The 25,628-nt window shown below is 72.7% G+C and carries 31 protein-coding genes and 1 tRNA gene; 10 read left to right on the plus strand and 22 right to left on the minus strand.

The annotated features are described in order from the left end of the window. Positions 1 to 137: 137 nt before the first annotated feature. Both ACGGAQ_RS02770 and ACGGAQ_RS02775 read right to left on the minus strand, forming a co-directional pair. Positions 138 to 680, minus strand: a complete 543-nt coding sequence (locus ACGGAQ_RS02770) for a hypothetical protein (RefSeq protein WP_393043979.1) — start codon at positions 678 to 680, stop codon at positions 138 to 140. A gap of 170 nt (positions 681 to 850) precedes the next feature. After that, positions 851 to 1,222: a hypothetical protein gene (locus ACGGAQ_RS02775; RefSeq protein WP_393043980.1), complete on the minus strand. Its 372-nt coding sequence runs from the start codon at positions 1,220 to 1,222 to the stop codon at positions 851 to 853. 10 nt (positions 1,223 to 1,232) lie between these two features. Here ACGGAQ_RS02775 and ACGGAQ_RS02780 point away from each other — a divergent pair, with 10 nt between their 5' ends. Next, the gene (locus tag ACGGAQ_RS02780; RefSeq protein ID WP_393043982.1) at positions 1,233 to 1,718 is read left to right on the plus strand and encodes a hypothetical protein; all 486 of its coding nucleotides are present in this window, start codon (positions 1,233 to 1,235) and stop codon (positions 1,716 to 1,718) included. Between the two features lie 225 nt (positions 1,719 to 1,943). Beyond that, complete coding sequence (locus tag ACGGAQ_RS02785; RefSeq protein ID WP_393043984.1) at positions 1,944 to 2,387, plus strand: DUF1801 domain-containing protein; 444 nt, start codon at positions 1,944 to 1,946, stop codon at positions 2,385 to 2,387. 342 nt (positions 2,388 to 2,729) lie between these two features. Here the strand turns inward: ACGGAQ_RS02785 and ACGGAQ_RS02790 are convergent. From ACGGAQ_RS02790 to ACGGAQ_RS02815, 6 genes are all read right to left on the minus strand, one after another. Beyond that, a tRNA-Ala gene (locus ACGGAQ_RS02790) sits at positions 2,730 to 2,806 on the minus strand. 406 nt (positions 2,807 to 3,212) lie between these two features. Continuing rightward, positions 3,213 to 3,992 carry a hypothetical protein gene (locus tag ACGGAQ_RS02795; RefSeq protein ID WP_393043986.1) on the minus strand — a complete coding sequence of 260 codons (780 nt, stop codon included), beginning with the start codon at positions 3,990 to 3,992 and terminating at the stop codon, positions 3,213 to 3,215. A 177-nt stretch (positions 3,993 to 4,169) separates the two neighbouring features. Next, positions 4,170 to 4,820, minus strand: coding sequence for a GNAT family N-acetyltransferase (locus tag ACGGAQ_RS02800; protein WP_234584369.1), 651 nt, complete (start codon positions 4,818 to 4,820; stop codon positions 4,170 to 4,172). 79 nt (positions 4,821 to 4,899) lie between these two features. Next, positions 4,900 to 6,213, minus strand: a complete 1,314-nt coding sequence (gene glp, locus ACGGAQ_RS02805; protein ID WP_139582488.1) for a gephyrin-like molybdotransferase Glp — start codon at positions 6,211 to 6,213, stop codon at positions 4,900 to 4,902. Further along, entirely contained in the window at positions 6,210 to 7,172 is a 963-nt protein-coding gene (locus ACGGAQ_RS02810; RefSeq protein WP_393043989.1) for a UTP--glucose-1-phosphate uridylyltransferase, read from the minus strand. Before ACGGAQ_RS02810 ends, glp begins: the two co-directional genes overlap by 4 nt. Before the next feature lie 9 nt (positions 7,173 to 7,181). Continuing rightward, entirely contained in the window at positions 7,182 to 9,542 is a 2,361-nt protein-coding gene (locus ACGGAQ_RS02815) for a diguanylate cyclase (RefSeq protein ID WP_393043991.1), read from the minus strand. Positions 9,543 to 9,627: 85 nt separating this feature from the next. On the opposite strand from ACGGAQ_RS02815, the gene ACGGAQ_RS02820 reads away from it, so the two are divergent. Together ACGGAQ_RS02820 and ACGGAQ_RS02825 are read left to right on the plus strand one after the other, a co-directional pair. After that, positions 9,628 to 10,305 carry a 5-formyltetrahydrofolate cyclo-ligase gene (locus tag ACGGAQ_RS02820; RefSeq protein WP_393043993.1) on the plus strand — a complete coding sequence of 226 codons (678 nt, stop codon included), beginning with the start codon at positions 9,628 to 9,630 and terminating at the stop codon, positions 10,303 to 10,305. Positions 10,306 to 10,332: 27 nt separating this feature from the next. After that, a complete protein-coding gene (locus ACGGAQ_RS02825; protein ID WP_393043995.1) occupies positions 10,333 to 10,764 on the plus strand; it encodes an FmdB family zinc ribbon protein in 432 nt (143 codons plus the stop codon). A gap of 550 nt (positions 10,765 to 11,314) precedes the next feature. Here the strand turns inward: ACGGAQ_RS02825 and ACGGAQ_RS02830 are convergent. Continuing rightward, positions 11,315 to 11,497 carry a hypothetical protein gene (locus tag ACGGAQ_RS02830; RefSeq protein ID WP_354855904.1) on the minus strand — a complete coding sequence of 61 codons (183 nt, stop codon included), beginning with the start codon at positions 11,495 to 11,497 and terminating at the stop codon, positions 11,315 to 11,317. Positions 11,498 to 11,592: 95 nt separating this feature from the next. Between ACGGAQ_RS02830 and ACGGAQ_RS02835 the strand changes: the two genes are divergently transcribed. After that, a complete protein-coding gene (locus tag ACGGAQ_RS02835; protein WP_355066739.1) occupies positions 11,593 to 11,922 on the plus strand; it encodes a hypothetical protein in 330 nt (109 codons plus the stop codon). Positions 11,923 to 11,955: 33 nt separating this feature from the next. On the opposite strand, the gene ACGGAQ_RS02840 is transcribed toward ACGGAQ_RS02835, so the two are convergent. Continuing rightward, positions 11,956 to 12,438 (minus strand): DUF2231 domain-containing protein, encoded by a 483-nt coding sequence (locus ACGGAQ_RS02840; RefSeq protein WP_355066756.1) that lies wholly within the window; start codon positions 12,436 to 12,438, stop codon positions 11,956 to 11,958. Between the two features lie 202 nt (positions 12,439 to 12,640). Here ACGGAQ_RS02840 and ACGGAQ_RS02845 point away from each other — a divergent pair, with 202 nt between their 5' ends. Beyond that, positions 12,641 to 13,069, plus strand: coding sequence for a Fur family transcriptional regulator (locus ACGGAQ_RS02845; RefSeq protein ID WP_234584363.1), 429 nt, complete (start codon positions 12,641 to 12,643; stop codon positions 13,067 to 13,069). A gap of 49 nt (positions 13,070 to 13,118) precedes the next feature. Beyond that, complete coding sequence (locus ACGGAQ_RS02850) at positions 13,119 to 13,982, plus strand: oxygenase MpaB family protein (RefSeq protein ID WP_393043998.1); 864 nt, start codon at positions 13,119 to 13,121, stop codon at positions 13,980 to 13,982. A gap of 95 nt (positions 13,983 to 14,077) precedes the next feature. On the opposite strand, the gene ACGGAQ_RS02855 is transcribed toward ACGGAQ_RS02850, so the two are convergent. From ACGGAQ_RS02855 to ACGGAQ_RS02905, 11 genes are all read right to left on the minus strand, one after another. Then, the gene (locus ACGGAQ_RS02855) at positions 14,078 to 14,905 is read right to left on the minus strand and encodes a RecB family exonuclease (protein WP_393045639.1); all 828 of its coding nucleotides are present in this window, start codon (positions 14,903 to 14,905) and stop codon (positions 14,078 to 14,080) included. A 137-nt stretch (positions 14,906 to 15,042) separates the two neighbouring features. Further along, on the minus strand, positions 15,043 to 15,657 hold the full coding sequence (locus ACGGAQ_RS02860; RefSeq protein WP_354855908.1) for a MarC family protein: 615 nt from the start codon (positions 15,655 to 15,657) through the stop codon (positions 15,043 to 15,045). Positions 15,658 to 15,698: 41 nt separating this feature from the next. After that, the gene (locus ACGGAQ_RS02865) at positions 15,699 to 16,571 is read right to left on the minus strand and encodes a PHP domain-containing protein (RefSeq protein ID WP_393044000.1); all 873 of its coding nucleotides are present in this window, start codon (positions 16,569 to 16,571) and stop codon (positions 15,699 to 15,701) included. A gap of 207 nt (positions 16,572 to 16,778) precedes the next feature. Beyond that, positions 16,779 to 17,981 (minus strand): hypothetical protein, encoded by a 1,203-nt coding sequence (locus ACGGAQ_RS02870; protein ID WP_393044002.1) that lies wholly within the window; start codon positions 17,979 to 17,981, stop codon positions 16,779 to 16,781. Positions 17,982 to 18,037: 56 nt separating this feature from the next. After that, entirely contained in the window at positions 18,038 to 18,880 is an 843-nt protein-coding gene (locus ACGGAQ_RS02875; protein WP_393044004.1) for a SigE family RNA polymerase sigma factor, read from the minus strand. 103 nt (positions 18,881 to 18,983) lie between these two features. Next, positions 18,984 to 19,859: a PH domain-containing protein gene (locus tag ACGGAQ_RS02880; protein ID WP_393044006.1), complete on the minus strand. Its 876-nt coding sequence runs from the start codon at positions 19,857 to 19,859 to the stop codon at positions 18,984 to 18,986. A gap of 6 nt (positions 19,860 to 19,865) precedes the next feature. After that, positions 19,866 to 20,024: a hypothetical protein gene (locus ACGGAQ_RS02885; RefSeq protein WP_007455302.1), complete on the minus strand. Its 159-nt coding sequence runs from the start codon at positions 20,022 to 20,024 to the stop codon at positions 19,866 to 19,868. 116 nt (positions 20,025 to 20,140) lie between these two features. After that, positions 20,141 to 20,851: a DUF6758 family protein gene (locus tag ACGGAQ_RS02890; protein ID WP_354855913.1), complete on the minus strand. Its 711-nt coding sequence runs from the start codon at positions 20,849 to 20,851 to the stop codon at positions 20,141 to 20,143. A 49-nt stretch (positions 20,852 to 20,900) separates the two neighbouring features. Continuing rightward, positions 20,901 to 21,524, minus strand: a complete 624-nt coding sequence (locus ACGGAQ_RS02895) for a TrmH family RNA methyltransferase (protein WP_393044008.1) — start codon at positions 21,522 to 21,524, stop codon at positions 20,901 to 20,903. A gap of 53 nt (positions 21,525 to 21,577) precedes the next feature. Next, entirely contained in the window at positions 21,578 to 22,102 is a 525-nt protein-coding gene (locus ACGGAQ_RS02900; protein ID WP_354855914.1) for a hypothetical protein, read from the minus strand. Positions 22,103 to 22,203: 101 nt separating this feature from the next. After that, the gene (locus ACGGAQ_RS02905; protein WP_393044010.1) at positions 22,204 to 22,719 is read right to left on the minus strand and encodes a MaoC family dehydratase; all 516 of its coding nucleotides are present in this window, start codon (positions 22,717 to 22,719) and stop codon (positions 22,204 to 22,206) included. A gap of 548 nt (positions 22,720 to 23,267) precedes the next feature. Between ACGGAQ_RS02905 and trxA the strand changes: the two genes are divergently transcribed. From trxA to ACGGAQ_RS02920, 3 genes are all read left to right on the plus strand, one after another. After that, positions 23,268 to 23,630: a thioredoxin gene (trxA, locus tag ACGGAQ_RS02910; RefSeq protein WP_030329190.1), complete on the plus strand. Its 363-nt coding sequence runs from the start codon at positions 23,268 to 23,270 to the stop codon at positions 23,628 to 23,630. Positions 23,631 to 23,784: 154 nt separating this feature from the next. Continuing rightward, the gene (locus ACGGAQ_RS02915; protein ID WP_393044013.1) at positions 23,785 to 24,225 is read left to right on the plus strand and encodes a hypothetical protein; all 441 of its coding nucleotides are present in this window, start codon (positions 23,785 to 23,787) and stop codon (positions 24,223 to 24,225) included. After that, positions 24,222 to 25,187 (plus strand): MFS transporter permease, encoded by a 966-nt coding sequence (locus tag ACGGAQ_RS02920; protein ID WP_393044015.1) that lies wholly within the window; start codon positions 24,222 to 24,224, stop codon positions 25,185 to 25,187. The genes ACGGAQ_RS02915 and ACGGAQ_RS02920 overlap by 4 nt, the downstream gene beginning before the upstream one ends. Here ACGGAQ_RS02920 and ACGGAQ_RS02925 read toward each other — a convergent pair. After that, complete coding sequence (locus ACGGAQ_RS02925) at positions 25,151 to 25,570, minus strand: DUF393 domain-containing protein (RefSeq protein ID WP_354855918.1); 420 nt, start codon at positions 25,568 to 25,570, stop codon at positions 25,151 to 25,153. The genes ACGGAQ_RS02920 and ACGGAQ_RS02925 overlap by 37 nt on opposite strands. Between the last annotated feature and the right edge of the window lie 58 nt (positions 25,571 to 25,628).

Raw genomic sequence — 25,628 nt, forward strand, 5'->3', positions numbered from 1 at the left:
CGAGGCGGAGTCCGAACGGCGATCCGGCAAGGCGCGGTTCGGTCCGGATACCGGTGTTGTATTCGGACCAAACCGCTACGCCGCCGGGCGTCGTTCGGGCCCGCCGCAGGCCGGGCAGTTCTTATGAAATCCGGCCCTTAATTGTTCAGGAGGTAGAAAAAGAGCGTGTGGTGCTCTACATCGAGGAACACGGCCCTCAGCTCCGCGACGTGACTTCCCACGCTGTACGACGAGCTGTACTGCCACCGGGGTTTGTCGGGCAGATACGACGCGAGCGCCGGCCATACGTCCGCCGGGCTGTTGGACAGAGGCAGCTCAGCCGGCTCCAGAGTCGCGTACGGCACGAAGTCGTACTCGTCGGCCAGCGCCCGTGCGTCCTCCGGGCGCAGGTTGACCACGCCCTGGTACGCCCAGTCAGTCGGCCCCGGCACCAGCGAACAGGGGTTGCTTAACGGCCGCACCTGCCAGTGGATCTCCGGTTCCGTGCCGACGCCCGGAAGGTCCGCCGGTGGGTCCCACGCATCGGTGCGCACCTTCGCCTGCGAAGCGTTCACCGACTCCTGGCAGGTACGTCGGTCGGCCGCGTCTTTTCGGATCAGGAGGAACCCGGCTCCGGCACACACGATGGCCACCACCGGGATCGTCCAGGCCGCCGCGATCAGGAGCTTGCGCAGGTTCACGGACATGAGGGTAGGTGGTCGTCAACCCGCCGGGCAGCACGGACGAGGCGGGCGCTATCCGGTACGGATGGTTCTCGCCCGGGTGCGGTGTCGCCCCGCGCCGGTGAACCGCCCGGGGGTGCCCTCCGGCCCGATCGCGCCGGAGGGCACCGCGCCGAGATGCCAGGGGATCAGACGCTGGCGAATTGCTCGCGGTAATCGTGGACGAACTCGGCAAAGGGCCGCGGCTGCCGACCGAGGATTCGAGCGACATGGTCGTTGGTGAAGTCGCCCCACCCGGAGCCGTAGGCGACCCGGTATTCGGCGAGAACCTCAGCCGACCACTGGTCGAGGCCGGCCTGGAGCAGTCCGTCGCGTGCCTCCTCCGGGCTCTGCGGTACGTAGATGTCCCGGGCGTCGATCAGGCCGACCCGCGCGGCGCCGAAGAGTCCGTAGAGGTGCTCACCGGCCTTGGCAGCGAGCAGGTTCTGCATGAAGTAACCGGGCTGGACGCCGAGCGCCGGCTGGTGGAGTTCCGCCTCGCTGAGTCGCGGCCTGCGCACCGATCCGGCCGTGCTCGCCCGGGTCGTTCCCATCGCACGCGCCGACGCCGTCGCCGCCTACCGCCGCCTCGGAGGCGGGCACCTGCCCTCCGAAGCGGTCCTGCGCACGTACTTCCGTGACCATCAAGCCTTCGCGACCGCCCCGCCACTGCGGCTCGGCCCGACACAGCTACCGGAGGGCTTTCATGAGCGACGCGTGTACCGCGTCCTCTTCGCCAAGGATCTCCGGCCGGATCAGGTGGCGACCCTGAGGACAGTCTGGCGGACGCCGGTCGACGGCACTGTCGGATCCGCCGCCGGCGGCCACCACGAGCGAGGTGGCCACCAGTTCGTTTGGGACCTGCGACGGGTCGGCCACACAGTCGCCTGGGGCCTCGACGTGACCGTCCTGATGAGAACCGGCGCGGCCGAGGCGGTGCGCTCGACCCTGACCGACCTGACGAACCTGCTGCGGCAGCACGGCCTGATCGCCCTGACGACCGAACGGTTCTGCTAGCTCTTCTACCGCACGAAGAAGAGCGTGTGGTGCTCCACGTCGTTGCGGCGCGACGGCGTTCCTGTCGCTGATCGCGGCCCGCCTGCTGCTCGCTCGACGCTTCGCGGCCCAGGGGGACCGGAACTGGGCGCTCTACAGCGCCGTGGCGTTCTCCTGGCGAAGACGCGACGAGGTCGCCTGACCGTTGAGGCGATTCTCGTCGTAGGCAGGTGACAGCATCACGTCATGGCCACAGCGAAGCAGCCGGTAACCGTTCCGACCGCGATCAGCGTCGATGACTTCCTGGCCGGCAACCCCGACGAACGTAGGCGGGCCGACGCGGAGAGGCTCCGCGCGATCATGGCTGAGCTGACCGGGGAGCCGGCGGTTATGTGGGGCCGGAGCATCGTCGGCTTCGGCAGCTACCACTACACATACGAGAGCGGGCGTAGTGGCGACGCGCCCCTGGTGGGGTTCTCGCCGCGCAAACAGAACCTCGTCCTCTACCTCACCAGCGGCGGTTTCGAGGAGCGGGACGACGCGCTCCTCACCCGGCTTGGCCCGCACCGCGCCGGAAAGGGATGCATCTACCTGAGGCGGCTCGACGATGTCGACGAGAGCGTGCTGCGGCAGCTGATCGAACGCACCGTCCAGGTGCACAGGGACGTCGACCGGGCCAGCCGCCGATGAACCGCCAACGTCACTGGCCCTTCGAGACCGCCTTCGCGGAGTCGCCCGTGCGCATCACGTAATACACCGTGACGGCGGCGGCCACCAGCGACAACACCTGCAACGCCAGCGCCAGGGCCACCACCCCAACCCCGCAAACAGACCGGACCGCGACGCGCATCGCCGGGGCACAGGTCCACTGCAACCCCCGCGCTGGGCCACCTGCCGTGGAACTCAGCCGTTCGGCTCAACTTCTGCCGCCCTCTGCTGCGGACTGGGGCTCCGTCCTGCTGACGAGACGCTGACAAATGATCAAGGGCGGGTTCCCGTCATCCGGAAACCCGCCCTTGACCTGCTGTTTCTTGGTGGAGCTGAGGGGATTTGAACCCCTGACCCCCTCGATGCGAACGAGGTGCGCTACCAGTCTGCGCCACAGCCCCCCACCGGCGAACCGGCTTCGGTCCCACCCGGCTTACACCGGGCGGGCCGGCAGCAAGGCTAACAGGTCGCCGGCCTCCACCGCGAATCCGCCCCCGGTGCGGCGCTGTCACCGGCACGGAGATCGACTCGACTTCCAGGAAACCGGGGCATCCCGGACGCCTCGACACCCCGCCTTCCAGGAACTCGAGTCGATCAAGCACCCGCACGCCCTTGATCGACTCGACATCGCCGATGTGGCGGCATCATCTCGCGGCCATACCCCCACTTCGGCGAACCGGAGTCGATCAAGCGCCGCGACACCGGGGCAGCGCGCGGCCAGGCAGCGCGACACCGAGCACCGTGACACGGGCACCGCGAGGCCGGGCGCCGCGACACCGGGCGCCGCGAGGCCGAGGCAGCGCGGGGTCAGGCGCCCCGTCCGGCCTCGTAGGGGCGGCCGCGCAGCCCTCCGGAGCGACGGTACGAGACCGAGCCGCCGTTGACAGCCGCCGGCAGGTCTCCGGGCCGGTCGAGGCCCATGGCTGCTCGGCGTACCCCCTCGCGCTGGGCCGCCAGGCGGCGCTGCGCCTCCCGGCGGGCCGCCGCGCGGCGGGCCTGCTCGCGGCGGACCTCGGCCTGGCGGGCGGCCAGCCATGCCGCCTCCCGGGCGCGGGCGCGGCGGCGACGCCGGCCGGCGAGGGCACGCCCGCGCAGGTGTACGACGTACAGGGCCAGCAGCAGGAAGGTGACCGAGAAGCCGATCCAGAAGCCGGGGCTGACGAAGAGCACGCCGATCAACTCGACGACGTTGAGCAGCAGCAGCGCGGCGAGCACCCGGCGTCGGCGGTACACGGCGGGGGTGTGCTGCCGGCGCGGCGGACGACGGCGGGAGCGCTTCGGTGCCGGCGGTACGGCGCGCAGCCGGCCGGAACGGCGTGCCGCCGGGGGCGCGGAGACCGGCGCAGCCAGCCTCCCTGTAGTCGCGTCCTCACTGAGGGTGACGATCAGCGAGCGGGGCGGGTGCACGGGCTGCCGTCCTGGCACAGTGCGGCGCCGTCGACGGCGTTGGAGCACCCGCGCCGTCGACTGCGCCCGCTCCGCCACCAGCCGCTCGGTGGCGTCGTACCGGCGAACCAGCGCCGGGGCCAGGGCGAGCAGGCCGGCGGCGGCGAGGACGGCGAGGAGCACCGAGGTCGGCACCCTCACCCCTCCCGTCACCGAATTCGGAGCAAACGCTGCCCGACCGCAGGATCTTCCACCGATCGTGCCTGGGTGCGTAGATCGTCCGGGCGGTGAGCGCTTGCCGCAGCTTGCAGTTACTTGAGGTTACGGCGCACCGACCGTGATGCCGCCGCGCCGCGCCGATCCCGTGCGTGGGACGGCTCACCGCGCGGTGGCGCGTACCCGGTGCCAGCGGGCCAGCAGACCGCCCTCGGCGGCGACCTCTTCGCTCGTCATCGCGTATCCGATGTGGTCCCGCCAGGCGCCGTCGATGTGCATGTAGCGCACGTGGTACGACTCCTCGCGGAAGCCCAGCTTCTCCACCACCCGCCGCGACGGTCGGTTCTCCGGCCGGATGTTGACCTCCACCCGGTGCAGCCCACCCGGGCCGAACGCGTGGTCCACGGCGAGCGCGAGCGCCGTCGGGATCACGCCCTGCCCGGCGACCCGGGCGTCGACCCAGTAGCCGACGTAGCCGGAGCAGAAGGCACGGCGCACGATGCTGCCGACGTTGAGATGCCCGACCAACCGGTCCCGGTCGGCCTCCCGCAGGCAGACCGCGAACGGCATCCCCTCGCCCTCGCGGGCCGAACGCCGCTGGTCACGGTGCACCCAGCGGAACGCGGCCGGCGAGTTCAGCTCGTCCCAACTGCCCGGCAGCGACGACTCCCACGGTGCCAGCCAGGCCCGGTTGGCCCGGCGCACCTCCGACCACGCCGCCGCGTCGGAGCGCCGGTAGGGCCGCAGCAGCACCGGGCCGTCGACAAGCACCGCCGGCCAGCCGGGGGCTCGCGCGGGTCCGAAGAGGCTCACCCGCACAGTCTCCCGCGCGGGACCGGATCGTGCGCAAGTGGACCCACCACGCGCACCGTCGAAGAACAGCCGAGCGCACTCACCGGCGCCGGTCGAGCAGCAGGACGTCCACGGTGGAGCCCGCGGCTGCGGTGGTGACCCGCTCGCCGAGAACCAGCAGCCCGTTCGCCTCGGCCAGGCCGGAGAGGGTGAACGGACCGCCGCGCAGCGGCTGCACGGTGTAACCGCCGCCGCGCCGCTCCGCGACGTGCGCGGGCCGGAACTCCCGCAGCCCGCCGGGGGACGACACGGTCTCCAGCAGGTGCGCCCGGACGCTGGGCCGGAACACCGGCTCGGCGCCGGCGAGCAGTTGGATGGCGGGGCGGGCCAGCACCTCGAAACCGATCAGCGCGGCCCCCGGGTCACCGGGCAGGCAGACCACCGGCACCTCCTCGGCGCCGACGGTGCCGAACCCGAGCGCGGTGCCGGGATAGAGCGCGACGTCGGTGAAGGTGACCGGCCCGGCGCGACCGCCCTCGCGGCGGGACAGGATCCGCCGCACCATGTCACCGGGGCCGGTGCCGGTCCCCCCGGTGGTGATGATCAGGTCGGCGCGCAGGGTCTGGTCCTCCAGCAGCCCGCGCAGCCCTTCCGGGTCGTCGTCGCAGATACCGACCCGGTACGCCAGCGCGCCCACCTCGGCGGCGGCGGCGGTCAGCGCGTGCGAGTTCGCGTCGACCACCTGACCGGGCTGGCTGCCCCGGCCCACGTCGACCAACTCGTCGCCGGTGGCCACGATGACCACCCGAGGGCTGGGCCGGACCACCACATGCCCGATGCCGGTCGCGGCGAAGACTGCGACGAGCGCCGGGGAGACGTACGTGCCGGCGCGGGCGAGCAGGGTGCCGGCCGGCAGTTCCTCACCGGCGCGGCGTACCCCGTACCCCCGTTTGGGGGTGCGGAAGATTTCCACGGCGGCCATGCCCTGGTCGGTCCACTCCACCGGGACCACGACGTCGGCGGCGACGGGCAGCGGCGCCCCGGCGGCCACCGAGAAGCACGAGCCCGGTGTGAGCCGCACTGGCCGCCAGCTCGCCGCGCCGAGGTCGCCGACCACATTGAGCCGGATGGTCCGGCCGCCGGGCGTGCCGGAGGGGGCCGGGACGTAGCTCGGGCCCCGGCCCCCTCCGGAAATGTCCTCCCACCGGGCCGCGTACCCGTCCACGGCCGCCTGGTCGAAGGCCGGGAAGGCGTGCGGCGCGACGACGTCCTCGGCGAGGACGTTGCCGTGCGCCTGGGTGAGGTCGAGGTCGAGTGGCGGCAGCGCTCGTAACCTGCGCAGCACGCTGCCCAGGTAGTCGGCGAGCGGCGTCAACTCGTTCGCGGCCGCCTCGGCGTCGGCCGTCGCGGTCATGTACCAGATCCGCCTGCCGCGTCGGCCTTGACGAACTCGGCCAGCCAGGAGCGGAACTCGGCGCCGAGGTCCTCGCGCTCGGCGGCGATCTGTACGACGGTCTGGAGGTACCCCAGCGGCATGCCGGTGTCGTAGCGGGTGCCCCGGTAGACGATCGCGTGCACCGGTGTGCCCTCGGTGCGCAGCAGCTCCATGGCGTCGGTCAGCTGGATCTCGCCACCGCTGCCCGGCTTGGTCCGCCGGATCGCGTCGAAGATCTTGCCGGGCAGCACGTACCGACCCAGTACCGCGAGATTGCTCGGCGCGTCCTCCGGCTGCGGCTTCTCCACCATGCCGGTGACCTTGACGACCTCACCGATGTCGGTCAGCTCCGCCTCGGCCGGCTCGACCGAGGCGATGCCGTACCGCTTGGTGTCGGCCGGGTCGACCTCGAAGAAGGCCAGCACCACGCCACCGGTGCGGGCCTGCAGCTCCAGCATCGCCGGCAGCAGCGGCTCGGACGGCTTGACGAACTCGTCGCCGAGCAGCACCGCGAAGGGCTGGTCGCCGACGTGGGACTCGGCGTACCCGACGGCGTGGCCCAGCCCGAGCTGCTCCGGCTGCCGGACGGTGTAGATCTCGGCCAGTTCACTGGGCCGGCGCACGGCGGCCAGCCGCTCGGCGTCGCCCTTCTCCTCCAGCCTGGTCTCCAGGTCGGGGCGTCGATCGAAGTGGTCCACCATCGACGTCTTACCCCGGCCGGTGATCAGCAACACGTCGCCGATGCCGGCCTGGGTGGCCTCCTCGACGATGTACTGCAGCACCGGCCGGTCCACCACCGGCAACAGTTCCTTCGGCACCGCCTTGGTGGCCGGCAGGAAGCGGGTGGCCAGTCCGGCGGCCGGGATAACGGCCTTGACCGCCACGGGACGGCCGGTTGCGGCGACCGTCGATGAGGGGTTCGCTGAGTGCTCCGACATGCCGCGAGACTATCGGCCACGGCTCTGCCGCGGCGGGTGTGGCCCAGAAGACGCGCCGCCGCCCGACCCCGGCCGGGTGACGTCGGGGCCGGCCCGCGCGGCGTCCGCGGCGGTGGCCGCCGGCTCGTCCGCCGGATCCGGGCGGGCGTGCGCGGGCCCCGACCGGTTCGATTCCGGTACGCCAGCAGTCGACTCCGACCGGGCGTGCCCGCCCGGCTCCCGCGGCGCCTGCACGGGCCGGCCGGCACGCGGCAGCCCGTCGGGTGGGCTGACGGCGCAAGCGGGCACCGGTATCTCCCGCGTCGGCACGTCGGGGCGGGCCTCGGCCACGCGATAGGTGTCCCGGCCGGCCGCCTTGGCCGCGTAGAGGGCGTCGTCGGCGGCCTCCAGCACCTCCCGTCCGGTGCTGCCGTGGTCCGGGTAGACGGCGATGCCCACCGACACGGTGACCACGATCGGCCCCGCGTACGCCTCGACCGCGATCGGTGTCTCGCGCACCGCCGCGCCCAGCCGCTCCGCGACGATCGCCGCACCCCGGGCGTCGGTCTCCGGCAGGAGCAGCACGAACTCCTCGCCGCCCTGCCGGAAGGCCAGGTCGACCTCGCGGATCTCACCGCGTACCCGCCGGGCGAACTCGGCCAGCACGGTGTCCCCCGCCGCGTGCCCGTACGTGTCGTTGACGTCCTTGAAGCGGTCCAGGTCGAGGGCGAGGACGCTGAGCATCCGGCCGAACCGGCTGGCCCGCTCCACCTCCCGCCGGATCGACTCGCGCAGGTAGCGGTAGTTCCACAGCCCGGTGAGCGGGTCGGTGAGGGAGAGCCGCTGCGCCTCCTCGTGCACCCGGACGTTCTCCACCGCCACGGCCGCGTGGCCGGCGAAGGTACGCAGGGTGACCAGGTCGTCGTCGTCGAACTCGTCCGCGCCCACCCGGTCGTAGAGCGCCAGCACACCGAGCGCGGCCGCTGCGGCGCCGGCCTCGTCGAGACTCCTCTCGCCTCCCGTTGTGGTCGTGCCGCCCGCTGTGGTCGTGCCGCTCGGTGTGCTCGTGCCGCCCGGGGTGGCGAAGGGGACCGCGACGTAGGTGCGGCAGCGGGGTTCGTCGGTCGGGGCCTCGGTCGGTTCCACCCGGCCCCGCTGTGGCTCGCCGGTCGCGGCCACCGCGCCGACCACGCCCACGCCCACGGGCACCCGCAGTCCCTGCGACCCGTCCGGGTCCCCCGCCGGCCAGCGCCCGTCCAACCCCTCGCTGCACTGCGCGACGAGCACCCCGCCGGCCTCCACCAGCAGCACCGCGCCGGCCCGCGCCCCGGTGGCCGCGATGGCGCTGTGCAGGATCACCCGCAGGATGCGTTGCAGGTCGTGGGTGCTGGCCAGGGTGTCGCCGAGCACCGCGAGGTGCCCGCGTAGCTGGTCGCGGCTGCTGGTCAGCGCCGCGACGTACGACCCGGTCTCGCGGGTCATCCGGTTGAACGCTGCCGCCAGCCGTCCCAGCTCGTCGCGGCTGCGCACCGGCACCCGGGCGGTCAGGTCGCCGTGCGCCACCCGGTCGACCGCTCCGGCCAACTCCACCAGGGGCCGGGTGGTCACCCGGGCCAGACGCCAGGCGGTGAACACGGCGAGCAGCCCGGCCAGCACGACCACGCCGGCCAGCGTGACGTGCAGCCCGGGCGGCCGCTCGCTCGGCACCGACAACACCAGCGGCAGCGGCTGGCCCGCGGACGGCCCGATCCGGCGCACGTACCGACCCTTGGTGCTCTCGGTGACGCGCTCACCGCTGGTGGCCCCGGCGGCGGCCAGCACCGCGTCGCGTACCTCCCGGGACTCGGTGGTGTGGGTGACCCGGGCGGCGCTCGCGCCGCCGTCGAGCAGGGTGACCGCGACACCGGTCACCGCCGCCAGCCGGGCCACGAAGGCCGGGTCGACCAGTTGCGCGGCGGCCACCGTGCCCAGCAGCGCGCCGGCCGGGTCGCGGCGGTCCACCCGGGCGGCCAGCGCGCGGACCGGGCCGGACGACGCGGTGGCCGGCTCGGAGCAGTCCCGCCAGGGGGTCGGCGGAGCGCCGGGCGAGGCGTACGTGACGCGTCCGTTCACGTCGGTGACCAGCACCGCTGCGGCCAGCCCACGGCCGACGAGCTGGCTGGCGGCGACGGCCGGGTCACCGGTGAGGGCGACCGCGTCGGCGGCGGCGCGCAGTTGCTGGCAGAGCGCGTCGACCGAGGTACGCACCGTGGAGGCCGCCACCGCGAGGCGTTCGGTGGACCGGCTGCGGTCGACGGCCGTGACGGTGGAGGCCACGAAGAACGCCCCGAGCAGGACCGGGCCGAGCACCACCACGAGGAAGGCTGCCGTCAACCGCCCGCGTAGCGTCACTCGGTCCCCCCGGAAGTTCCGCCTCCGTTGCTTGCGATGCTGACACAGAGCAACCGTGGGAGTGGCGTTGCGTCAGGAGTGTTGCGTGCCGGAATTTTCTGATGAAGCGGAAGTGACCCGAGTGGCGAAGCGGGACACCCGCGTCGACCTGCTCGCCCGCCGCCGGGCCCTGACCGCTCCGGCGCGGGCCGAGGCCGCCGGGCGCGTCCAGGCCGAGCTGGTCGCCCTGGTACGCCGGCTACGCCCGCGCCGGATGACGGCGTACGTCCCGGTCGGCTCCGAACCGGGCGGGGCCGACCTGCCGGAGGTGTTGCGGTCGGCGCTGCCGCCCGACGCCGAGTTGCTGCTGCCGGTGCTCCTCCCCGACCTGGACCTGGACTGGGCCGCGTACTCCGGGCCCGATGCTCTAAGCGCGGCCGGTCGGGGTATGCGAGAGCCGATCGGCCCCCGCCTGGGCGTGGCCGCGGTCACCGGAGCGGAGCTGGTGGTCGTGCCGGCGCTCGCCGTCGACCGACGCGGCCGACGGCTGGGCCGGGGCGGCGGCTCGTACGACCGGGCGTTGGCGCGGGTGCCCAGGGCGACCCTGACCGTGGTCCCGCTGCACGACGGGGAGCTGGTCGAGGCGCTGCCGGCGGAGCCGCACGACCGTCCGGTCCGCGCGGTCGTCACTCCCGCCGACGGGATGCGTACGCTTGACGACGGCCCGGGTGCGGCGCAGGGTGTCGCGCCCCACACGTCCGCTGGACGAACCCGGGGCGAATGACGCACCATTGGCACTCGAATACGTCGAGTGCCAACTGACCGAGCCCAGATACCGGAGGAGAACGTGCCCACGTACCAGTACGCCTGCACCGCGTGCGGTCACCAGCTCGAGGCGGTGCAGTCCTTCTCGGACGAGCCGCTGACCGAGTGCCCGGCGTGTCAGGGGCGGCTGCGCAAGGTCTTCAACTCGGTCGGCATCGTCTTCAAGGGCTCGGGCTTCTACCGCACCGACTCCCGCGCGTCCGGCTCCGAGACCTCCGCTGGCGGCACGCCGAGCAAGCCGGCCAAGTCCGAGTCGTCCTCGTCGTCCTCCTCCTCGGGTGGGGATTCCGGATCGTCGTCTTCGTCCTCGTCGTCCGGGTCGTCGTCCGGTGGGTCGTCCGGGTCGTCGTCGTCCGGTGGGTCTTCGTCCGGTGGGTCGGGCGGCGGCAAGGCTCCGGCGGCCAGCTCCGCATCCTGACCTCAGCCTTCCCCAAGCTCGCCAACAGCGCCGCCCGCGATCGCCCGGGCGGCGCTGTCCATCCTTGATCCACTCGGGTTCCCGAAAGTCGGCCGGTCCGGGCCGGATTGATCGCCCGGATTCCTGGAACCCAAGTTGATCGGGGTCTTTCCGTGCCATAGCGGGTCCCGCCGGGTGCGATAGCAGATCCGGCCGGTAGATGGGCGTTATCCACAGGCCGGTCAGTTGTCCACAGGCAGGCACGAGGGGTCCGCAGTGCCGGCCGTTGCCGGCCTAACGTGCCGCTCTACGGGTGTCACCACGCCGGCACCCGGGACGGAGGCGGCAGATGCTCACCCGCAAGTTGGATTCCGCGCGGGCGTTGCGCCCGCTCCGCCGGCCGACCCTGCCCGGCGGTCGCACCCTGCTGCGGGCCGGGCTGGTCGCCGCGCTGCTCGGCCTCGCCGCCGCGATCCTGCACACGCCGACCGGCATGGACTCCCCGACCGGCGGGCGCACCGCGACCGGCTGCCCGGCGACCAACGGCGCGGTCAGGGCCGCGGCGTCGGGGTCAGTCCCAGTGTGGGGGGCGTTGGGCGAGGAGCCAGTCGTCGTTGCCGCTGCTCCGCTCGCCCCAGCCGTGGTCGGTGTCGTCCGTGGTCTGCTCGGGCAGCACCACGAAGTCGTCGCTCAGGTCGACGGTGCGGTCATCATCGCCGCGCGCGCCCTGCGTGCCGGGGTCCTCGGTGCTCACGAGCGGCAAGACTAGCGCAGGCGACAGCTCGCCGACGGTTGGCACATCGACCAGAAGCGACCGGGCCGCCGGCTCCGTTGGTAGCGTCGGACGCCGTGACGACCCCCAGCGGTGGCAGCACCCCGGACGACGACTACTGGCGCCGGCCCGGGACCGGCGACGGCGGAATGGCGGACCAACCCCCACCCGCCACCACACCCACGAGCGGGTACGCGGGGCCACCCCCGAGCGTGCCGCCCCCGGCCGGTTGGCGTCCCCCGGTGCACCTGGAGCCGGCCCCGCCCCGACAGCTCCCGCCACAGGACATGGCCGTCCTGGATGCGGCCGAGCAGCGTTCCCAGCGGGTCACCTACGGCTTCGGCGCCGCAGCCGCCGTGGTGCTGGTGGCTCTTGTCTGCCTGCTCTGCTCGCGCCTCATCTTCTAAAGCGGCGTCGATCGCGCCCACCCGGACCGGCCGTCAGAGGGTGGTGCCCCAGACGGCCTCGGCGCCGGAGTGACCGGTCAGGTAGACGTAGATCAGGGCGGCGATGGCCAGCGCGACGGTCGCCACCGCGAGCACCGGCGTCACCAGTGCCGGCAGCCGCGGCACCCGCGGGTGCCCACTGGTCGCCACGAGCAGCGCGATGGCCACGATCCCCAGGGGCACCACGATCCGGAACAGGATGTCGCCGTAGCGGGAGTGCTCGAAGATCTGGTCGAGAATCTGGCCCTGGTAGCCGCGGGCGACCAGAGCGTCGGTGAAGGCCTCACCGGATTCCACGGCCACGAACGCGGTCACCGGCGCGACCACGGCGAGGATGGCCAGCGCCCAGTCCAGTCGGTGCCGCCAGCGCGGCAGCCCCACGTATCCGATGGCCAGCACCGCCAGCAGTGGGACGATGACGACCACCGCGTGGACCACGAGGACGTGTACCGGTAGACCCAGGATCTCCTCGAACATCGACACCTCCAGGTGGATCACGGTGAGGGATCGCCAGCGTACGGGCCGCCGGTCGTCCCCGAGCTCTCGCCCGGAGACACGCGTGCGGCGGCGATCAGGTTCAGCACGGCGCGACCCCGCAGGTCGGTCCTGCGGCTGTGTCCGTGGCCACCCCCAGCGGGCGACGGTTGTCGCTGCTGGTCGTACGTGCTGTCATTGGCGCATGTCCGGTGGCGAGGAGCTGTTGCGGTCGAGGGGCCTGCGCGTCACCCGACCGCGCCTCGCGGTGCTCGACGTTCTCGCCGACGGCGGTCACCTGGAGGTCGACGAGATCACCCGTCGGGTCCGCGAACGCCTCGACTCGGTCTCCACGCAGGCGGTCTACGACGTGCTGGGGGCGTTGAGCCGGGCCGGGTTGTCCCGCCGGATCGAGCCGGCCGGCAGTCCCGCCCGGTACGAGGCCCGCGCTGGCGACAACCACCACCACGTGGTCTGCCGGGGCTGCGGCGAGATCGCCGACGTCGACTGCACTGTCGGCAGTGCCCCGTGCCTGGAACCGGGCACCGCGCACGGCTTCGAGGTGGACGAGGCAGAGGTGACCTTCTGGGGCCTCTGCCCGAGCTGCCAGTCGCGCCGCGCCGCCGACAGCTGACCGGCCCGCACCACCGGCACCGACCGGTGGGCCGTGGCACGCTTGGTCGGTGGACTCCGATGACCTCGGCCTCTTCGGTCCGGGTTCGGTCACGTGGAAGGTGCACGAGGAGCCGATCCTGATCGTCGCGGGCCTGCGCTCGCTCTACCTCCAGGCGTTGCACCCCCGGGCCATGGCCGGGGTCGCGCAGAACAGCAACTACCGCACCGACGCGTGGGGGCGACTGGTGCGCACCGCCACCTACGTGGCGACCACCGTCTACGGCACCACGGCTGACGCGGAGCAGGCCGGGGCGCGACTGCGTCGCCTGCACGCCCGGCTGCGGGCCACCGACCCCGACACCGGCGAGGACTTCCGGATCGACGACCCGGACCTGCTGCGCTGGGTGCACGTCACCGAGGTCGAATCGTTCCTCAATACGGCCCGGCGGGCGGGTCTGCCGCTCACCGACGACGAGGTGGACGGCTACTACACCGAGCAGCGTCGGTCGGCCGGCCTCGTCGGGCTGGACCCGGCCACGGTGCCGGGCACCGCCGCCGAGGTGGCGGCGTACTACCGCGCGGTGCGGCCGGAGCTGCGGATGACCCGGGAGGCGGCCGAGACGGCGATCTTCCTCACCGCCCCACCGCTGCCGTGGAAGCTCAGCCTGCCGGCTCGGCTGGGCCTCACCCTCGGCCCGCCGCGCTGGGCGTACCTGGGCATCGCCGGCACCGCGCTCGCGCTGCTGCCTCCGTGGGCCCGACGGATGTACGGCGGGTTGGGGCTGCCCACCACCGAGCTGTCGGCGGACCTCACCGTGCGCGCCCTGCGCCTGGCGCTCGCCGCGGTGCCGCGCCGCTACCGGGAGGGGCCGTTGATGCAGGCCGCCAAGGAGCGGGCCGAACGGCACACCGCGACCCCGCTGGCCGGCTGACCAGCCGGACCCGCTCGGGGCGAGGTGCGGACAGACTGCCTGCGGCCTGTCGCGGGCGGGGCGCACTGGGTCAGGTGCGGACAGGCTGCGCAGGGTCAGGCGTCGGCGGACCGGTCCACGGCCGCCCACGGCTCCTGGCCCGGCGTCTGCGCCCCGGTCGGGCAGTGCCGCCGGAAGTCGCACCAACCGCACCGCGCGCCGGGCGCCACCGGGAACGCCTCGTCGGCGTCGCCGCCGTCGGCGACCGCCCGCTCGGCGGCCATGATGTCGCGGGCCGTGTCCTCGGCCCGGGTCAACTGGCGGTTCAGCGACTCGACGGTGTGGTCGTGGCCGGCGACCGTGCCCGTCGGCAGGTGGTGCAGTTCGACCCGGCGACACGGCCGGCGGAACACCCGCTCGGCCGCGTACGCGTAGAGCGCCAGCGCCTGCGAGCCCCGGGCGTCGTCGGTGTCCAGCCCGGTGCGGCCCGTCTTGTAGTCGACGATGACCAGCTCCGGACCCTCCGGCCCGGGGCGCGAGTCGATGCGGTCGGCCCGGCCGTTGAAGGCCAGCACTGCGGTCTTGACCGCCACCACCCGCTCCACACCGAGCGGGTCGGACTCCGGATCCAGCGTCTCGACGTACGCCTCCAGCCAGCTCAACGCTCGCCGGTAGGCGGCCCGCTCCTGCTCGTCGTCGCGGTAGCCCTCACGGACCCAGGTGCCCTTGAGCAGGGTGGCCAGCGCCTCGGGGCGGCGTCGGTCGGCGGGCAGCGCATACCAGTTCTTGAGGGCGGTGTGCACGCTGGCGCCGAGCGAGTTGTGTGCCCACGGCGGGCCCTTCGGCGGTGCGGGCCGGTCGACGTAGGAGTAGCGGTAGCGGCGGGGGCAGTCCAGGTACGCGCCGAGCTTGCTCGGGGTGCAGACGAACAGCCGTTCCGGCATCCCCTCGAAGCCGAGCTGCTCGGCGCCACCGGGGCGCTGCTGAGGGGCCCGACCGCCTGCGGCGGGTCGTCCGGCTGAAGAGGCTCGTCGCACGCCTGCGATCCTGCCATCCACCGCCGACATTCCGGGTGTGCCGGTCAGGCCATGTTCACGTACTGGGTCACGAAGGCCGCCACCGCGTCGGCGATGAGCTGTACGGCGATCGCGGCCAAGAGCAGGCCGGCGATCCGGGTCAACACCTCGATGCCGCCGGGGCGCAGGATCTTCACGATGCCGCCAGAGAAGCGCAGCACGATCCAGACCGCGACCATGACGGCGAGGATGGCCGCGGCGATCGCGGTGAAGTCACCCAGCCCGTCGGCCTGCTGGACGAAGAGCATGGTCGCCACGATGGCGCCCGGGCCGGCCAGCAACGGGGTGCCCAGCGGCACCAGCGCGATGTTCGAGGTGACCTGCTGGCTGGGATCGTCGGCCTTGCCGGTCAACAGCTCCAGAGCGACCAGGACGAGCAGCAGCCCGCCGGCGGCCTGCAACGCGGGCAGGTCGACGTGCAGGTAGTCGAGCAGGGTCTGCCCGGCCACCGCGAAGATCACGATTACGCCGAGAGCCAGCGCGACGGCCTGCCAGGCGGCCCGATTGCGGTCCCGTGCGGGCAACGGCCCGGTCAGCGCCAGGAAGATCGGCATCATGCCCGGCGGGTCGGTGATCACCAGCAGGGTCACGAAAACCTCGCCGAACAGCTTCAGATCCACGTGATCAACCTAGCCGCGTCCAGGTGGGCGAAATACCCGGATCAGCCCGAAGCGACCTCGGTCACCCCGGCGGCGACGATCCGCTCGTACGCCTCGACGCCGGTGGTGAACGCGCCGAGCTGGACGCTCTTGTGGGTGCCGTGGAAGTCGGAGGAGCCGGTGACCAGCAGGCCCAACTCGGCGGCGAGCGCGCGTACGTGCGCCTGCTCGGCCGGGCTGTGGTCCTCGTGGTCGGCTTCCAGGCCGGCCAGCCCGGCGGCGGCCAGCTCGGCGATCAACTCGTCGGGCACCACCCGGCCGCGTCGGGTGGCGCGGGGATGGGCGAAGACCGGCACGCCCCCGGCGGCCCGGACCAGCCGGACCGCACGGAAGACGTCGATGTCGTCCTTCGGCAGCCGGTACCGCTCGCCCAGCCAGTCCGGGCCGAACGCCTCCCGGGTGCTGGCGACCAGACCGGCGCGGATCAGCGCCTGCGCGATGTGCGGGCGACCCACCGTGCCGCCGGCCGCCCCGGAGAGGATGTCCGGCCAGCTCACGTCGATGTCGTCGGCGCGCAGCAGCGCAACGATCCGTTCGCCGCGCGCCTCGCGGGCAGCCCGCACCCGGGTCAGCTCGGCGACCAGCTCCGGGTGGTCCGGGTCGAACAGGTACGCCAGCAGGTGCAGCGGCACCGGCGGCTGCGCGCCCGACCAGTGGCAGGACAGTTCGGCCCCTCGGATCAGGCGCAGACCGGGCGGCAGCGCCCGCACGGCCGGCGCCCAACCGGCGGTGGTGTCGTGGTCGGTGATGGCCAGCACGTCCAGACCCGCGTCGGCACCGGCGCGGACCAGGTCGGCCGGGCTCAGCGTGCCGTCGCTGGCGGTCGAGTGGGCGTGCAGGTCGATCCGCGGCGCGGGGCCGGTGGGCGAAGTCACCTCCCGACGCTACCCAGCAGACCCGAATCCGGCTCGCGTAGGTGCCGGCCAGCCGTAGGGCGCGGCCCTCAGCACGAGTCGGGCCGTGGGCCCGCCCGCGGGCCTGGCCCCCGCGGCGCAGGGACGGGAACGCCGGCGAGGGGGCCGAGGCGGTCGTTCGCAGCGCGGGGACGCCGCGACCACTCCGGGGAGCGACCCGGGTGCGGATCAGGAGCCGGTGACCAGGACGGGCCGGTCACCGGGCTGAAGGCCGGCCACGGGCACCGGTTCGGCCGGTTGCCCGGCACGCACCCGTTCGACGTCGACCTGAACCAGCTTGCCGGCGCTGTCGACGTAGGAGACGTCCGTCCGGGTCGTCCAGGCGACAGCGCCACTCAGCGTCGGGCCGGCCGGCATGGCGTTCAGCGTCGTCCCGAGCCGCTGCAGATCGACCAGGAGGGCCCGGTCGCTCGCGCCGACCTTCCCGTTCACCAGAAGCCACCGCCCGTCGTCGGACACGCCGCCCGCGCCGTCCAGGCTCAACCGTGCGCCGCAGGCGGTGCGTACCGGTTTCAGAGCCCGGTTCGGGTCGAGCGCCGCCAGGCAGGTCCCACCCGGCCCGCTCGCGGACACCTGACCGATCAGCCGCCCGTCGGGCAGCGCACCGTAGACGTTCAGGGTGCCCCGCCCGGACACCGCGGTCAGCTCCCCCGCGCCCGGCCGCCACAGGGCGTGGGCGGGCCCGTCCCGGTCGAGCCGGACGAGCACGCTGTTTCCGACGAACCGGACGGGTTCCGCGCCGTCCGGGACCGGAATGCGCACCGTGCCGATGAGCTGGCTCCCGACCACTCCCGCCACGAGCAGGTCCTTGCCGTCTCGCCAGGCGACCTGGCTGGCGTCCGGCGCGAGAACGATCTGGCCCGCGCCGGCCAGCAGCACCTGCACCAGGCCGTCGTTCTGCGCGACCCAGAGGGAACGGCCGGCGGTGGTCGGGGCACCGACCACCAGCAGACCGGCGCCGCTGGACAGGCTGTGGGCGCGCTCGGCGGGACCGACGCCGGGCAGCGCCAGCCGCTTGCCGTCGGCGTTGATCAGGGTGCCGTCGAGGAGCAGATCGGCGGGTGTTCCGGGCGACGGCGCGGGTGGAGCGACGGCGGCCGAGGGGAGCGGCCGGACCGACAGATCCGGATCGCCGATCACGACGATGGGCGAGCCCTGCCGGCCGGTCTCGTCGGCGAGCTGCGTCATGCCGGCGCCGATCAGCACGGTGGTGACCATTCCGAGCGCGACACCGACACCGGCACGCCGCCGCCGGATCCGCTTGGCCCGGCGGATGGCCTGACCGGCCGGGTCGGCGGTCAGTGGACGGGTGACGGCGACCTGGTGCGAGAGAGTCTCCCGCACCGCACCTTCCAGCTGGTCACGTCGCACCTGGTTAGGACGCTGCGGGCCGCCCGTCAGGTTGTCGGGCCGCCGGGCGAATGCGCTCACTGCTGGTCCCCGGCGCCGGTGCCGACGGGCACGGCCGCCGGAGCGGTGGGCAGCTCGACCGCAGGTGCGATCGGGCGGGGCACGGCCGGCCGGGGTGCGACCGCTTCCGGCCCGGCCCGACCGGCCGCCGGACGCGGCGTCACCGCGGCACGGCCCCCCGAATCCCTCCCGGCCGAGCCAGGTCGGGCAGCGTCGGCACCTCGGCCAGCTCGCGCGGCGTCGCCCCGGCCGGAGCGGGCAGCGCCACGGTCCCGACCCGGGAGAGCGGCGTCGCGGCTCCCGCCGGAGAGGCCAGAAGCGGTGTTGGCGCTCCGGTCCGTACCGGGGGCGTCGGCCAGGTCCGGGGTCGCGGTGCCCATCCGTCGGCGCAGCGTGGCCAGTGCCCGGGATGCCTGGCTCTTCACCGTGCCCGGCGAGATGTCCAGCAGCGCGGCCGTCTGTGCTTCCGACATGTCCTCGTAGTAGCGCAGGACGAGCACCGCCCGCTGCCGGTTGGGCAGCTCCCTGAGGTGCCGCCAGAGCAGGTCGCGGTCGAGCTGCTGCTCGATTTCGTCGACACCGGGCCGTTCGGGCAGCACCTCGGTGGGGCGCTCACCGTGCCAGCGTCGCCGCCACCAGCTCGTCGAGGTGTTGACCATGACACGACGGGCGTACGGCTCGACCGCCTCGATCCCGCCGAGCCGCTTCCAGGCGAGGTAGGTCTTGGTCAGCGCCGTCTGGAGCAGATCCTCGGCTGTCGCCCAGTCGCCGGTGAGCAGATAGGCGGTACGGAGAAGGGCGGCGGAGCGAGCCGCGACGAACTCGCGAAACTCCTCCTCCAACGGGTCCCTGCTCGCCACCGCACACCTCCGCACCCACACCGTCCTGGCAGAGTGCCACGTCAGAGGCGTGCCGGTCCATGACGAAAGGTGCGCACTTGCTCCGATGTTCGGACGAAAACTTTCACGCCCCGTCGTCGGCCTTGGCCTCGTCGGCCTCCTTGCCCAACCGCGCCTCGACCGCCTGCGGCTCGTACATCTCTTCCACAACTCGCAGGTACAGCTCGTTCGGGTTGGGCAGATTCTTGATCTCGCGCAGCGCCTGCTCCTGGCCGGCGGACTCCAGGACGAAGGTGCCGTAGTTGAGTGCGCGGCCGGTCGGCGTCTGCTCGTACTTCATGTCGGTGACCCGGACCAGCGGCATCATGGCCACCTTGCGGGTGACGATGCCATTGACCACCATGACCCGCTTGTTGGTCAGGATGAACCGGTCATACCACCAGTCGGCGACCTTCCAGGCCACCCAGCCCATGACGGCGAACCAGAGCAGCACCGCGATGGTCGTCAGGGCGCCCACGTTGTTGCCGGCGAGGAAGCCGGACAGGTAGCCGAGCACGAACGTCGCCGCGATGCCGATCAGGAGCGGGTTGGTGAGGTGGATCCAGTGCCGCTTCCACTCGCCCCGGTAACGCTCGGTGGGGAAGAGGTAACGGGCGACCAGCGAGCTGGGCTCGTCCTCCAGCGGAAGCACCCGCCGGGGAGTCGCCCCCGTCGCGTCGGCACGCAGCCCCGCGAGCTCGTCCTCGGAGATCTGCGGTGGCTGGTAGGCGGCCTCGGGATCACGGATCCAGCCCCGGCCGGACCGCCCTTCGCCGGCATAGCCGGGCCCTTCGCCATAGCCGACGTCGTCCGAAAGGGACGGCCCGTCGGACAGGCCAGGACCGGCTCCGTAGCCCGGGCCGTCATCCGGCCCGATCCGCGGTATCGGCTCGGTGTCGCGCTCGCGACGTTCCCGGTCGGGGTCGTCCGGGTCGAAGGGTGGACCGGAGGGGCTGCCCATCGACGGTTAGGCGACGAGGCTGGTGAAGAAGTCGCCGAACCCCTGGGCGATGTCCATGATCCCGCCGCCCAGCGACTTGAACACATCAGCCGCAGAGTTTGGCCGATAGGCGACGAAGAAGATCAAGAATGCGATTCCGGCCCAGGTGAGGACCTTCTTGACCATGGCGGGCCATCCTCTCGCGCGGCGCCGGGTCCCATTACCGCAGCGGCACCCAGAGTATCAGTGTGGTGTCGTACAGTGAAGATCTGCGTCCGTTCTCCGTCAAACCCGGAAGGTTGTCAAGCCCTCCCGGACAGGTACGGGGATGGTGCGCCGTACACGAGCTCGGGCGGAGTCCACTCGGTCAGGTCGTGCAACACGACGTCTTCCGCGAGGAGGTGACCCGCACTCGCCGGCCAGGCTATCGCATGCAGCCACATTCCCCGAGCTTCGCCGGCGTACGCGCTTCGATCCGTCGGAGAATTAACCAGCCACAGTGGAGTCGGGTGCCCGCCGACGCGGATCCTGGCCTGCCCCACGTGCTCGGGATGCCCCGGTCCGGGGTCGGTCAGCGCGTCGACGAGTTCCGGTCCGGGATCCGGGCCGGCCAGGCCGGCGAGCCGGGTGCCCAGGCCGACGCCCGGCTCCTCGGCCACGAAGACCAGATCCGCCGGACCGTCGTCGAGCGGCGCCGGCCCCGCGCAGGCCACCGCCGTCGCCCGCACCCCGGTGCGGTCGTCACCGGCGTACGCCACGCCGGTGAGGGTCCAACCTGGTGGCAGCGGCCACGGGCACCACAGCGGCGTCCCCGGTGGACCCGCGGTCGCGGCGATCCGCTCCACCACGCTCGCGACGATCTCCGCTCCGATGTGTTCGGGCACGTGCAGCGGCGGCACGGGACCGCAGCGCAGGCACCTCGACTCGGTGTGCATCAGATCCGGCGCCCGTACCGGGCCCCCGCATCTCGGACAACTCACCGCGACACTCACAACCCCACCGTCACCCGGCATCGCTGGCACGTCAAGCCGGAAACGCCCGATTGCGCCGACGGGGCGAGGGTCAGTCCGGCGGCGGGCCGGCGTGCGTACGGATCCACGCGTGCATGGCGATGCCGCTGGCCACACCCGCGTTGATGGACCGGGTCGAGCCGTACTGGGCGATGGAGTAGAGCGCGGCGCAGGCGGCACGCGCGGGCTCGGACAGGCCGGGCCCCTCCTGGCCGAAGAGCAGCACGCAGTCCCGCGGCAGGACGCCGGCCTCCAGCGGGCGGGAGCCGGGCAGGTTGTCGATGCCGAGCACGGGCAGCCGCCGCCCCGCCGCCCAGTCCACGAACTCCTCGATCGTCGCGTGGTGCCGGACGTGCTGGTAGCGGTCGGTGACCATCGCGCCGCGCCGGTTCCACCGTCGCCGTCCGACGATGTGCACCTCGGCGGCGTTGAAGGCGTTGGCGTTGCGCACCACCGTGCCGATGTTGAAATCGTGCTGCCAGTTCTCGATGGCGACGTGGAAGCCGTGCCGGCGCCGGTCCAGGTCGGCGACGATCGCCTCGTGCCGCCAGTAGCGGTAGCGGTCGACCACGTTGCGCCGGTCGCCCTCGGCCAGCAACTCCGGGTCGTAGCGCGGGTCCTCGGGCGGGTCCCCCGGCCAGGGGCCCACGCCCACCTCAAGCTGGTCGTCGGTCACGGTCATCAGAGGGTACGGGCCACCTCGGCGTCCGCCGCGACGGCCCGCCGACCTCAGCCGAGGCCGAGCGCGTCACCCAGCCGGTCCAGGAAGCGTTGGTCGGCGGGGCTGGCCGGACGTCCGCCGGGGCCGGGCACCGCCCGGCAGACGCGGGCCGCGACCGACTGCACCCACTGGCGGTACGCGGCCGAGTCGGCGGGATCGGCGCGCCGGCGCAGGACCCGAACCGCCGCCCGGCACGCGACCAGCAGGTCCACCAGGTCGGTGAGTCGCTCGACGGGCGCCGGGGCCCCGTCGTGGCGGGCGTAGATCGCGGCGACCACGGCACGGACCAGATCACTGTCGAACCCGCGGCCGGCAGCCACCGCGTCCAGACCCGCGAGGCCCGCCATCACCCCCCGCTCCGGGCGCCCCGCGCCGGGCGCTGCGGCGGCCACGAGCACCCGAGCGGGCAGGCTGGTGAGCAGGTCCCACTCGGCGGCGGAGTAGACGGCGGTGGTCAAGGGTGCGGCGCGGCGGCCGGCAGAGGGCGGCTCTCCGGCGACGGAGTGGCTCATCGGAACCTCCGGCGCCAGCATAAGCCCCGAAACGGGCGACGGGCCCCCTCCCCGGCAGAACCTGCCGTGCGGGATGGAGGCCCGTGCCTCGGCGGCGACTCCTGCTCAGCGCCGCCGGGGGTTCAGCGCGGGTTCGGGAAGCTGGGCCGCTCCGGGTCCACTCCCTCGGCGACGGCGTTGGCCGCGTACTCCCGCTTGGGGACCATGACCTTGCGGCGGAACACGCAGACCATGGTGCCGTCCTGGTTGTAGCCGCGGGTTTCCACCGAAACGACGCCCCGGTCCGGCTTGGAGCCGGACTCGCGCTTGTCCAGCACCGTCGTCTCGCCGTAGATGGTGTCGCCGTGGAAGGTGGGCGCCACGTGCCGCAGCGACTCGACCTCCAGGTTGGCGATGGCCTTGCCGCTGACGTCCGGCACCGACATGCCGAGCAGCAGCGAGTAGATGTAGTTGCCGACCACCACGTTGCGCTTGAACTGGCTGGCCGTCGCGGCGTAGTGCGCGTCCATGTGCAGCGGGTGGTGGTTCATGGTGAGCAGGCAGAAGAGGTGGTCGTCGTACTCGGTGACGGTCTTACCCGGCCAGTGCCGGTAGACCGCGCCGACCTCGAACTCCTCGTAGTAGCGGCCGAACTGCATCCTGGTCCCCTTCGACGGGTGGCGATGGAGTTCGGCACAGCATGCCTTACCGATGGTTAAGGCGACGGCCGGGGCGGGACCCCGGCGGAAAAGTCACACCGGTCACTCACCCGAGGGGAGACGCAATGAGCGGCGGGGCCCTCCCCGGCACCCGCCGCCCACGCTCTGATGTGAGGAATTCTGCCCTACGACGGCGTAGGTTCGACAGAGATCGACGTCACATTTATCTTTTTGTAACATTACCCTGCGTGACGAAGAGCGGGGTGATCAGCGATCTCCGCAGGCCGGATACCTCCTCGTCAGGGCTCAAGTTACCGATTCGTAGCGCTCGATCGGGTGGATCTCCTTGGAACCGCTCCCATCACCGCAGGTCACGCAAGTGCGTCATGCACTTGCGTTCCGCAGGACGGGATGAACTGACGCAGTTCGATGGCCGCCGAGGGCGCCGGGCAGCCCTGCGCACGTTTCGTGCTGGACGGCCCGGGAATTCGATACGGTCAGCCCTGGTTCTACGGGACGCAGACAAACCGCGGTGATCGGAGAGTGCAATGGCAACCGTTGAGCTGACCTCGGCGAACTTCGACGAGGTGACCGGCAACGACGGCATCGTCCTGGTCGACTTCTGGGCCGACTGGTGTGGTCCGTGCAAGCGGTTCGCCCCGGTCTACGAGCGCTCCTCGGAGAAGCACCAGAACATCGTCTTCGGCAAGGTCGACACCGAGGCCCAGCAGGAGCTGGGTGCGAAGTTCGACATCCGGTCGATCCCGACGATCATGGCGATCCGCGACGGCGTCATCGTCTTCGCCCAGCCGGGCGCGCTTCCCGAGTCCGCGCTGGAGAACCTGATCGAGCAGGTCGAGGCGCTGGACATGGACGACGTCCGCAAGCAGCTGGCCGAGCACAACCACTGAGCCGTCCCCGTGACGGCGCGCGAGGGCCGGGCCCGGTTCGGGTCCGGCCCTTCGTCGTACCCGGGCGCCCGCGCATGATCATCGACCTGGGCAGGCGGAACTGACCGTCGGTGGGACCCGGCGCGGCCGGTACATCCCGTATCGTCACGACCCGATGGACACCCTGACCACCCGCGGGCGCGTGACCCGGCTGGGCGCGACCGCCCTCGGTCTCGTCCTGCTGCTGCTCGGCACCTTCTGGGGCAGCGACGACGACTTCCCGTTCGGCCCGTTCCGGATGTACGCCACCTCCAACCCGCCGAACGCACCCGCCCCGGACACCCGCGTGGAGGGGGTGAACAGTGCCGGCGCGGTGGTCGACCTCGACCAGGGCGCCACCGGCATCCGCCGCGCCGAGATCGAGGGCCAGCAGGACCGGTACGCCGCCGACCCGACGCTGCTCGCCGAGGTGGCCGACGCGTACGCCGAACGCCACCCGGACGCCCCGGCGCTGGTCGAGGTCCGCATCGTCATCCGCTGGCACGGCATCCGCGCCGGCCGACCCACCGGGCAGCACACCGACGAGACCGTGGTCCGCTGGCAGGTCCCCCGATGAGCGGCTGGCTGACCGAGGCGGTGCCGCGCGGCCGGATCGCCGCCTTCCGCACCCTGATCTACCTCTTCGTCGCCGCCGACCTGGTGGTCTTCACCCCATGGGTACGCACCAGGGCCAGCGTGCCCGGTGAGCTGTACCAACCCCTGCTGATCGGCCGGCTGCTCCCGCTGCCGACGCCGACTCCGACGGTGGTGGCGGTGATCTTCTGGGCGCTGCTGCTGCTCACCCTGCTCGCCGCGACCGGCCGGGCGCCCCGACTGCTCGGCTGGTCGGTCTGCGCGCTCTACCTCGAGTGGATGATCATCGCGATGAGCTACGGAAAGGTCGACCACGACCGCTTCGGGCTCCTCGTCGCACTGGCCGTGCTGCCCACCGCCGGCCGGGCCCGCCACGGCGACGCCACCCGCACCGAGGCCGGCGGCTGGGCGCTGCGGGTCACCCAGATCGCGGTGATCTGCACGTACTTCCTGGCGGCCTGGGCCAAGCTGCGCTTCGGCGGCCTGGACTGGCTGACCGGCTCGGTGCTGGCGCGGGCAATCATCCGACGTGGCACCGACCTGGCGGACCTCATCGCCCAGGTGCCGTACCTGCTGATCGTCGCCCAGTTCGGCATCGTGGCCTTCGAACTGTTCAGCCCCGTGGTGTTCCTGCTGCCGGCCCGCTGGCGACTGGCCATGGTCGGCTTCTTCTACTCGTTCCACGCGGTGACCATCGCGACCATCACGATCTCGTTCGCACCGCACCTCGCCGCGATGACGAGCTTCCTGCCGCTGGAGCGGGTCCGCCCGCTGCTCTGGGCCCGCCGGCTCGCCGGCCGCGAGACCCCCGGGTCGGCGACGGACGCCCCGGCGCACGTCGACACCGAGTCGACGCCGCCCGACCCGGCTCCGGTGGGAGCCGGTGCGGAGCCGGCACCGCCCGGGGATCAGGCCCCGGCGCTCGGGCGGCCGGCCGGCCCGTAGAGCCGCTCCCGGGCCTCCTGCGGCAGCGAGCACGCCGCCGTGCCACCGGGGAGCCGGTGCCGGTTGCGCGCCACCCAGCGGTACGCGGGCCAGGCCACGGCGCGCGCCGGCGGAAACCGCAGCCCCGCTCCGGCGACCCGCCAGAGCGGACCACTCGCGGCGAGCAGCTTCGCGATGGCGTCCGGCCCGGCGGCGCGTGAGCCGTCCGCGCCGACCCACTGCACGGCCTCCTCGCACTGGGCGGCCGTGAGGCCGAGTGCGTCCAGATCGGCGAACTGCCAGGGCACCACCCGGGCGGCGGTGGGGATGCGGCGTTCGATGAACTCCGCGCAACTCGTGCAGAACGCGCAGTCCCCGTCGTAGACGAAGGTCGACCTCTCCATGGCGTCCATCCTCCCCCGCGCGACCGCCCGGTGGGCTCCGGTGTCCGGCGAGTCACTT

The organism is Micromonospora sp. NPDC047557 (assembly GCF_043205095.1).
Lineage (GTDB): Bacteria > Actinomycetota > Actinomycetes > Mycobacteriales > Micromonosporaceae > Micromonospora.